At 72.3% G+C, this 8,684-nt stretch carries 8 protein-coding genes and 2 pseudogenes; 7 read left to right on the plus strand and 3 right to left on the minus strand.

Going from position 1 to position 8,684, the window contains the following annotated elements:
- Window positions 1-27: 27 nt before the first annotated feature.
- A complete protein-coding gene (locus tag FL583_RS36035) occupies window positions 28-582 on the minus strand; it encodes a TetR/AcrR family transcriptional regulator C-terminal domain-containing protein (RefSeq protein WP_240746930.1) in 555 nt (184 codons plus the stop codon).
- Between the two features lie 66 nt (window positions 583-648).
- Here FL583_RS36035 and FL583_RS36040 point away from each other — a divergent pair, with 66 nt between their 5' ends.
- Together FL583_RS36040 and FL583_RS36045 are read left to right on the plus strand one after the other, a co-directional pair.
- Entirely contained in the window at window positions 649-1,485 is an 837-nt protein-coding gene (locus FL583_RS36040; RefSeq protein ID WP_142709387.1) for an ATP-binding cassette domain-containing protein, read from the plus strand.
- Entirely contained in the window at window positions 1,482-2,246 is a 765-nt protein-coding gene (locus tag FL583_RS36045) for an ABC transporter permease (protein ID WP_142709388.1), read from the plus strand. The genes FL583_RS36040 and FL583_RS36045 overlap by 4 nt, the downstream gene beginning before the upstream one ends.
- Here the strand turns inward: FL583_RS36045 and FL583_RS43235 are convergent.
- A pseudogene (locus FL583_RS43235) lies at window positions 2,175-2,471 on the minus strand (MarR family winged helix-turn-helix transcriptional regulator); the annotation flags it as partial. The gene FL583_RS36045 and the pseudogene FL583_RS43235 sit on opposite strands and share 72 nt — an antisense overlap.
- Before the next feature lie 29 nt (window positions 2,472-2,500).
- Between FL583_RS43235 and FL583_RS36055 the strand changes: the two are divergent.
- Window positions 2,501-2,824: pseudogene (locus tag FL583_RS36055) on the plus strand (SgcJ/EcaC family oxidoreductase); the annotation flags it as partial.
- Here the strand turns inward: FL583_RS36055 and FL583_RS36060 are convergent.
- Window positions 2,821-3,783, minus strand: a complete 963-nt coding sequence (locus tag FL583_RS36060; protein ID WP_142709390.1) for a LysR family transcriptional regulator — start codon at window positions 3,781-3,783, stop codon at window positions 2,821-2,823. The pseudogene FL583_RS36055 and the gene FL583_RS36060 sit on opposite strands and share 4 nt — an antisense overlap.
- Before the next feature lie 104 nt (window positions 3,784-3,887).
- On the opposite strand from FL583_RS36060, the gene FL583_RS36065 reads away from it, so the two are divergent.
- Genes FL583_RS36065 through FL583_RS36080 form a run of 4 tightly spaced genes read left to right on the plus strand, consistent with a single transcriptional unit; the run spans window position 3,888 to window position 8,597 of the window.
- Window positions 3,888-4,754, plus strand: coding sequence for an FAD binding domain-containing protein (locus FL583_RS36065; protein ID WP_142709391.1), 867 nt, complete (start codon window positions 3,888-3,890; stop codon window positions 4,752-4,754).
- A gap of 2 nt (window positions 4,755-4,756) precedes the next feature.
- Complete coding sequence (locus FL583_RS36070; protein WP_142709392.1) at window positions 4,757-5,212, plus strand: (2Fe-2S)-binding protein; 456 nt, start codon at window positions 4,757-4,759, stop codon at window positions 5,210-5,212.
- Window positions 5,209-7,593 (plus strand): aerobic carbon-monoxide dehydrogenase large subunit, encoded by a 2,385-nt coding sequence (locus tag FL583_RS36075; protein ID WP_142709399.1) that lies wholly within the window; start codon window positions 5,209-5,211, stop codon window positions 7,591-7,593. The genes FL583_RS36070 and FL583_RS36075 overlap by 4 nt, the downstream gene beginning before the upstream one ends.
- Window positions 7,593-8,597 carry an XdhC family protein gene (locus FL583_RS36080; protein ID WP_142709393.1) on the plus strand — a complete coding sequence of 335 codons (1,005 nt, stop codon included), beginning with the start codon at window positions 7,593-7,595 and terminating at the stop codon, window positions 8,595-8,597. The genes FL583_RS36075 and FL583_RS36080 overlap by 1 nt, the downstream gene beginning before the upstream one ends.
- Window positions 8,598-8,684 lie beyond the last annotated feature (87 nt).

The raw sequence follows: 8,684 nt of genomic DNA on the forward strand, positions 1-8,684 counted from the left end.
CGCGGGGCGGCCCGGTGCGGGCCGCCCCTAGCGGACGCCCAGCAGACCCGCCAGCAGATTCCCGAGCATCCGCTCGAACAAGTCCTCGGCCGGAGCGTCCCGCGGCGGTGAACTCAGCGCCTCGGCCAGGTGCGGGTACGTCTCCGGGGTCACGACCGCGGCCAGGTACCGCGCGGTGGCCGCCCGCCCGTCCGGCGTCGCCCCGGACGCCCCCGAGGCCTCGTCCCGGGCGAACAGGCTCACGGCGCCGGACAGCATCGCGACCGCCTCGAGTTTCGTACCGGCGGGCCGGTCGAGCGGGCTCAGCGCGGCCAGCCCCTGCTCCAGGTAGGCGACGCCGTTAGGGCCGATCCCGGTCGCACCCGGCTGGATGTCGAGCAGCCACGGGTGCCGCCGGTACAACGCCCGCAGATCGGCGCCGATCGCCAGGACGTCCGCCCGCCAGTCGCCGGTCGTCGGCCGCGGGTATCCGAGCTCACCGTTCACCGCGTCGACCATCAGCGCGACCAGTTCGTCCCGCGTCGTCACGTACCGGTACAGCGACGCGGTGCCGGCGCCGAGCGCCGTCGCGACCTTCCGCATCGACACCGCGGGCAGCCCGGAGGCGTCGGCCAGCGCAGCGGCCGCGGCCGCGATCCGCTCCCGGCTGTGCTCCGGCGCCGCGCGCTCCTCGGCCCGAACGGCGCGGGCAAGACCACCGCCGTCCGCGTCCTCACCACGCTCACCCGCCCCGACGCCGGCCACGCCACCGTCGGGGGCTTCGACGTCGTCGCCCGGCCGCGGAGCGTCCGCGAATTGATCGGGCTGGCCGGGCAGCACGCGGCGGTCGACGACGACCTCACCGGGGTCGAGAACCTCGTGATCCTCGGCCTGATGCTGCGCCTCGGCCGGCGGGCCGCCCGGCGGCCGGCCGACGACCTGCTGGCGCGGTTCGGCCTCGCGGAAGCCGGGAACCGGCTGGTCAAGACCTGGTCCGGAGGGATGCGGCGACGGCTCGACCTGGTCGCGGCCTTCCTCGTCGAACCCGCGCTGCTCGTCCTGGACGAGCCCACCACCGGCCTCGACCCGCGCAGCCGGCGGGCGATCTGGGACGTCGTCGCCCCCTCGGACGCGACCGTCCTCCTCACCACGCAGTACCTCGAGGAGGCCGACCGGCTCGCCGACCAGGTCGTGATCATCGACGGCGGCCGGGTCGTCGCCGAGGGCAGCCCCGACGCGCTCAAGGACACGCTCGGCGCGCGGGTCGACGTCGCGGTCGCCGATCCGTCCGATGTCGACGCCGCCCTGGCCGTGCTCGCCCGCTGGGCCACGGCGCCCCCCGAGGTGACCGATCACCACGTCACCGCGCCGGTGGGCGCCCGCGCGGTCTCCCTGCCCGAGGTCGTCCGGGCGCTGGACGCCGACGGCGTCCGGGTCGAGGACGTCCGGGTACGGCGCCCCACCCTCGACGAAGTGTTCCTCGACCGGACGGAGCAACCAGCATGATCACCGACGCGTCCGCCGCCGCCCTGCGCGTGCTGCTCCGGCTGCGGCACGACCCGTCCGGGATCGCGATCACGCTCGCCGGGCCACTCGTCCTCGTCCTCGCGTTCGGCTACATCGTCGGCAGCGCGATCACGGTGCCGGGCGGCGACTACCGCGAATACCTGCTGCCCGGCCTGTTCGTCCTGATCGCGGTGAACATCATCCCGGCGCTGGTGACGATGTCCCGCGACAACCGGCTCGGCGTCGTCGACCGGTACCGCTCGATGCCGATCACCCGGAGCGCGATCCCACTCGGGCAGGCGATCGCGACCAGCCTCTACGGGTTCGTCAACTTCGTGTTGATGGGGGCGGTGGGGCTTCTGGTCGGTTGGCGCATCGAGACCGGGCCGTTGGACGTTTTCGAGGCTTTGGGCTTGTTATTGCTGACGCAGTTCGCGATGACCTGGGTCGGCCTCTACCTCGGGCTCGTGCTGCGCAGCCAGGAGGCGGCCGGGCAGCTCGCGATCGTCGTCCTGCCGGTCTCGATGGTGTCGAATCTGATGGTGCCGACCGACGGCATGCCGGCCTGGCTGCGCACGATCGCCGACTGGAACCCGGTCAGCGCCCTGGGTCAGGCCGTCCGGGAGCTGTGCGGCAACCCGGCCCCTCCGGCCTCCGCCTGGCCCCTGCACCACCCGGTGGCCGCGTCCCTACCGTGGGCGGGCGTCATCCTGGCGGTCTTCGCTCCCCTGGGCACGCTCCGCTTCGCCCGCCCCCGATGAGCGGACGAACGACTCGCTCACTTCGGCGAGCTTCCCCAGGAGGTCCCGCACGGACTCGAGCGACGACGTGTCGAACGAGCCCAGCACCGCGTCGGTCGCCTCGGCCAGCGGGCGGTAGATCTCGGCGAGCTGCTCCTCGTGACGCCCGGTGGACCGCACGAACACCTTCCGCCGGTCCCCCGGCTCGCGATACCGCTCGATGAACCCGCGCTTCTCCAGCCGATCGAGGAGGCACCCAGTAGCGGGGCCGGCGGACGATCGCCGAGGTGCACGACGTCCTCTGGAAGAAGTACCTGAAGGGCAGCCGGCTGCTCGGGCGGATCACCGACATCCGGTTCGTCACCGCCGACGTCGCGGTCGTAACCAGCGTCGGGACAGTCCAGACGTCGAAGCGAGGCAGCACGAAGCCCGACAAGGTCCAGACCTTCGTCGCGGTGAAGCGCGACGGGCGCTGGCAGTTCACCGCGTTCCAGAACACCAAGCGCAAACCGCTCTTCGAGTGGATCGCGTCGCGGAGCGACGCCAATTTGGCGCCGCGGAGCGACGCGAAACTCGCACCCGGCCCGGCGGTGCGCTAGCTCCACAGGGCGACGTGCACGGGCGGACGCCTCGGCACCAGCGGGGCGACCCCGGGCGGCGCGAGCATCGCGGCGGTCGCGGTCGGCGTCGTCACGAACTCCTGGAGCGCCCGGGCGGCCGCGCTGGCCCGCCCCCGACCCAGCACCGTCGCGTACCAGAGCCCCTGCACCGGCGTGCCGGGCACCGGGATCCGCACCAGCGCCCCCGACCGCAGGTCCGCCCGCACGACGTGCCCGAGCGCGAGCATCAGCCCGTCGCCGGCCCGGGCCGCGGCCACCGCGTCGGTCTCGGACGGGAACCGCACCAGGTCGGGCCAGACCGGCTGGCGGGCGATCCACCGCCCTTCCTCCGACAGTTCCTCCAGCCCGGCCGGCCCGGTGAGCCAGACGTGCCGGAAGACCTCGCGCACCACGACCGGGAACTCCGGCGCCGCGACCAGGATGCGCTGGTACCGCAGGAACGGCACGACGTCCAGCTCCCCGCCGACCGGGCGCGGCCCCGGCTCCCCGCCCGTCGGACGCGGGCCCAGCACGACGTCCGCGGTCCGGCGAACCAGGAGGTCGGCCAGCTCGGAGCCCTCGGCCAGCGTCAGGTCGACCTGGCAGTCCGGCAACCGTCGCGTGAACGCGTTGAGCAACGCGTCGGCCGCGTGCTCGGAGAAGTCGGCCGCGGCCGCCACCCGCAGCGACGTGCTGGCCAGCACGGTCTCCGCGACCTCGCGGCGGGCCTGGTCGGCCAGCCCGACGATCTCCTCGGCGTGCGCCGCCAGCCGCCGCCCGCCGGGCGTGAACTCGATCCCGCCACCGGCCCGCACGAACAGCGGGTCGCCGAGCTCGGCCCGCAGCGCCGCGACCGCGGCCGAGACCGCGGGTTCGCTGATCCCCAGCTCCTTCGCGGCCGCGCGCAGCGACCCCAGCCGCACGACCAGGGCGAAGGTTCTCAGCTGGCTCAGGGTCATCGGTGACACCTCTTAACCGTTCGCTTATGACGACCTTGACACTCGTGAACGCCCGTAACAAGGTCAGCCGCACAATCACATCCCGCCGATGTGGAGGCCCGCTGGTGCAAGTTCCGGCTCCCTTTGACTACGCCCGTGCGGAGAGCGTCGAGGACGCGCTGACCCTGTTACAGCGACACGGCCCGGAGTCCCGGGTGATCGCCGGTGGGCACAGCCTGCTGCCGATGATGAAGCTGCGGCTGGCCCGGCCCGAGTGGCTCATCGACATCAACGACCTGTTCGAGCTCGACTACCTGGTCGAGGACGGCGACGTCCTCCGGGTCGGCGCGCTCACCCGGCACGCCACCCTGCTCGGCTCCGACCTGATCGCCGGGAAGCTGCCGATCGTCACCGACGCCGAGCGCGTGATCGCCGACCCGGTCGTCCGCAACCGGGGCACGATCGGCGGGTCGCTGTGCCAGGCCGACCCGGCCGAGGACCTCTCCACGGTCTGCGAGGTGCTCCGGGCCCAGGTGGTCATCCGGTCCCTGGACGGCGAGCGGGTCGTGTCCATGGAGGAGCTGCACCGCGGCCCGTACGAGACCGCGGTCGAGCAGGACGAGCTGCTCACCGAGATCCGGTTCCCGATCAGGCCCCGCACCGGCAGCGCGTACGAGAAGGTCGAGCGCCGGGTCGGCGACTGGGCCGTCGCCGCCGCCGGCGCCTCGGTGACGCTCGCCGACGACGGCACGATCGCCGACGTCGCCATCGGGCTGACGTCGGTCGGGCTGGACGGACGGACCGCCACCCGGGCCGAGGACGCGCTCCGGAACGCGCCCCCGAGCGAGGAAGCGTTCACCGCGGCCGCCGAACTGGCCAAGCAGGACTGCGACCCGGTCGCCGACCAGCGCGGACCGGTCGACTACAAGCGCCACCTCGCCGCCGAACTCACCAAACGCGTGCTCCGCCGCGCCGTCGAACGGGCCAGGTAACCATGCAGATCACGATGACGGTCAACGGCACCGAGGTCACCGCCGAGGCCGAGCCCCGCACGTTGCTCGTGCACTTCGTCCGCGACACGCTCAAGCTCACCGGCACGCACTGGGGCTGCGACACCAGCAACTGCGGCACCTGCGTCCTCTTGATGGACGGCGAGCCGGTCAAGTCCTGCACGGTCCTGGCCGCGATGGCCGCCGGTCGGGAGATCCGCACCGTCGAAGGACTGGCCCAGAACGGCGAGCTGGACGTCGTCCAGAAAGGCTTCATGGCCGAGCACGGCCTGCAGTGCGGGTTCTGCACCCCGGGCATGATGATGAGCGCGCGAGCGCTCCTCGACCGCAACCCCGACCCGAGCGAGACCGAGATCCGGACCGCGATCTCCGGCCAGATCTGTCGCTGCACGGGGTACGCGACGATCGTCCGATCGATCCGATGGGCGGCAGCACAATGACCGTGACCGAGACCAACCCCGCCGCCACCGACGAGAACCGCCCGATCGGCTTCGGACGCCTCCAGCGCAAGGAGGACCCGCGCTTCGTCCGTGGCAAGGGCCGGTACGTCGACGACATCGTGCTGCCGGGGATGCTGCACGGCGCGATCCTGCGCTCTCCGGTCGCGCACGCGAAGATCGTCTCGATCGACACGACCGAGGCGCTGGCCCACCCGAAGGTCCTCGCGGTCATCACCGGCAAGGACCTCGAGGGTCTCAACCTGGCCTGGGCCCCGACGCTCTCCTACGACGTGCAGGCCGTGCTGGCCACCGACAAGGTCCGGTTCCAGGGCCAGGAGGTGGCGTTCGTCGTCGCCGAGGACCGCTACGCGGCCCGCGACGCGCTCGAGCTCATCGACGTCGACTACGACGTGCTCGAACCGGTCATCGACGTCCGCAAAGCCCTCGATTCCGACGCCCCGGTGATCCGGGACGATCTGGCCGACAAGACGAACAACCACATCTTCGACTGGGAGGCCGGCGACGCGGCCGAGACCGACGCGGTCTTCGCCCGGGCCGACGTCGTGGTGACCGAAGAGGTCATCTACCCGCGCGTGCACCCGGCCCCGATGGAGACCTGCGGCGCGGTCGCCGACTACGACCCGATCGACGGCAAGCTGACGCTGTACGAGACCACCCAGGCCCCGCACGCCCACCGGACGCTGTTCGCGCTGGTCGCCGGCCTGCCCGAGCACAAGATCCGGGTGATCAGCCCGGACATCGGCGGCGGGTTCGGCAACAAGGTCGGCATCTACCCCGGGTACATCCTGGCCGTGGTCGGCTCGATCGTGACCGGCAAGCCGGTCAAGTGGGTCGAGGACCGGTCGGAGAACCTGATGTCGACGTCGTTCGCCCGCGACTACATCATGAAGGGCGAGATCGCCGCGACGAGCGACGGCCGCATCCTGGCCGTGCGCACCAACGTGATCGCCGACCACGGCGCGTTCAACGCCACCGCCCAGCCGACGAAGTACCCCGCCGGGTTCTTCCACATCTTCACCGGCTCCTACGACCTGCAGGCCGCGTACTGCAAGGTCACCGGCGTCTACACGAACAAAGCGCCGGGCGGGGTGGCCTACGCGTGCTCGTTCCGGGTCACCGAGGCGGTGTACCTGATCGAGCGCATGGTCGACGTGCTGGCCGCGAAGCTGGGCCACGACCCGGCGCAGCTCAGGATCAAGAACTTCATCCAGCCCGACCAGTTCCCGTACGCGAACAAGACCGGGTGGGAGTACGACTCGGGCGAGTACGAGAAGACGATGCGCCTGGCGTTGGAACGAGCGGGCTACGACGACCTGCGTCAAGAGCAGGCCGAAAAACGCCAGAACGGCGAGCTCATGGGCATCGGCATCTCGTTCTTCACCGAGACCGTCGGCGCCGGGCCCCGCCGTCACATGGACATCCTCGGCCTGGGCATGGCCGACGGCGCCGAGGTCCGCGTCCATCCGACCGGCAAAGCCGTCGTCCGCCTCTCCGTCCAGACCCAGGGCCAGGGCCACGAGACGACGTTCGCCCAGATCGTCGCCGAGGAGATCGGCATCCCACCCGAGGACATCGAGGTCGTGCACGGCGACACCGACCAGACCCCGTTCGGCCTCGGCACCTACGGCAGCCGCTCGACCCCGGTCAGCGGCGGCGCGGTCGCGCTGGCCACCCGCAAGGTCCGCGAGAAGGCCAAGCTGATCGCCGCGGCCATGCTCGAGGTCCGCCCGGAAGACCTGGAGTGGGAGAAGGGCCGCTGGTTCGTCGCCGGTGACCCGTCGTCCGGCAAGACGATCGCCGAGATCGCGATGGGCGCCCACGGCACCGTCGACCTGCCCGACGGCATCGACGGCAACCTCGACGCCGAGGTCACGTACAACCCGCCGAACCTGACGTTCCCCTACGGCGCCTACATCTGCGTCGTCGACGTCGATCCCGGTACCGGGCACGTCAAGGTCCGCCGGTTCATCGCCGTCGACGACTGCGGCACCCGGATCAACCCGATGATCATCGAAGGCCAGGTCCACGGCGGCCTGACCGACGGCGTCGGCATGGCGCTGATGGAGTTCATCGGCTTCGACGAGTCGGGAAACTGCCTCGGCGGTTCGTTCATGGACTACCTGATCCCCACCGCGATGGAGGTGCCGGACTGGGAGACCGACTACACGGTCACCCCGTCGCCGCACCATCCGATCGGCGCCAAGGGCATCGGCGAGTCCGCGACCGTCGGCTCCCCGCCGGCCGTGGTGAACGCCGTCGTCGACGCGCTCGCCCCGTTCGGAGTGACCCACCTCGACATGCCGTGCACCCCCGACCGAGTGTGGGCGGCCATGCAGGGCCGGGCCACCCCGCCGATCTGATGGCTGCGTTGACCGACCGCGTCGCCGAGCTGGTGCAGGCGCGCGAACCGTTCGTGAAGGCCACCGTCGTGCGCGCGGGCAAGCCCGCCAGCGCGCACGCCGGTGACACCGCGCTCGTGCTCGCCGACGGGGTCATCGAGGGCTTCGTCGGCGGCTCGTGCGCGGAGTCGTCGGTGCGCGTGCACGCGCTGGCCGCGCTGGGGACCGGCGACCCGCTGCTGCTCCGGATCTCGGCCGGCGCCCCGTCGACCGTCGTCGAAGAAGGTGCGGTCACGGTCGCGAACCCGTGCCTGTCGGGCGGGAGCCTGGAGATCTTCCTGGAGCCCCAGCGTCCGCAGCCACGTCTGGTCGTGCTGGGCGACACGCCGATCGGGTCCGCGCTGGCCGCGCTGGGCGCGCCGCTGGGCTTCCTGGTGGAGTCGGGCGGTGCGGTCGCCGGGGCGGACGCGGTCGTGGTCGCGTCCCACGGCCACGGCGAGGAGCCCGTCCTCGAGGAGGCCCTCCGCGCCGGGGTCCCCTACGTCGGACTGGTGGCGAGCCGCCGCCGCGGTGCGGCGGTCGTCGCCTCGCTCGAGGTCACCGACGCCGACCGCGCGCGCGTCCACTACCCCGCGGGACTCGACCTCGGCGGCCGGACCGCCCCCGAGGCCGCGCTCTCGATCCTCGCCGAGATCGTTGCTCTCCGTTCCACTATCGACGATGAGCGGCGAACCACCGTGGGTGGGGTATCCGACCGGGCCGGCACCCGGAAGCCGACCTCCGTGACCGACCGCCCGGCTGACAGCGGGCCGGTGATCCCGCCGGGGGTCCGGCCGATCGCGGTGATCGACTCGCATCCGGGGTCGGCGTATCGGCACGACGGCCCGGAGGTGGCGATCGATCCGATCTGCGGGATGACGGTCGCGATGACCGAGGATGCGATCCAGGCGCCGGGCTCGGACGGCGGGGTCGTCTACTTCTGCGCCGAGGGCTGCCGCCGCCGCTACCTCGCGGGCCGCGAGTGACGTCCCCGTCGCCGGGGCCGGACGCGGCCGCGCGGCCGGGCGCGGCTCTGCCGCGGGCCGCAGAGCCGGACGCGGCGGGGCCGGGCA

The sequence above is a fragment of the Cryptosporangium phraense genome (assembly GCF_006912135.1).
Lineage (GTDB): Bacteria > Actinomycetota > Actinomycetes > Mycobacteriales > Cryptosporangiaceae > Cryptosporangium > Cryptosporangium phraense.

Bases quoted from the DNA above. Each gene is read 5' to 3' on its own strand.
- FL583_RS36035 (WP_240746930.1), bottom strand. From the start codon at position 582: ATGCGGAAGGTCGCGACGGCGCTCGGCGCCGGCACCGCGTCGCTGTAC.
- FL583_RS36045 (WP_142709388.1), top strand. From the start codon at position 1,482: ATGATCACCGACGCGTCCGCCGCCGCCCTGCGCGTGCTGCTCCGGCTG.
- FL583_RS36060 (WP_142709390.1), bottom strand. From the start codon at position 3,783: ATGACCCTGAGCCAGCTGAGAACCTTCGCCCTGGTCGTGCGGCTGGGG.
- FL583_RS36070 (WP_142709392.1), top strand. From the start codon at position 4,757: ATGCAGATCACGATGACGGTCAACGGCACCGAGGTCACCGCCGAGGCC.
- FL583_RS36075 (WP_142709399.1), top strand. From the start codon at position 5,209: ATGACCGTGACCGAGACCAACCCCGCCGCCACCGACGAGAACCGCCCG.
- FL583_RS36080 (WP_142709393.1), top strand. From the start codon at position 7,593: ATGGCTGCGTTGACCGACCGCGTCGCCGAGCTGGTGCAGGCGCGCGAA.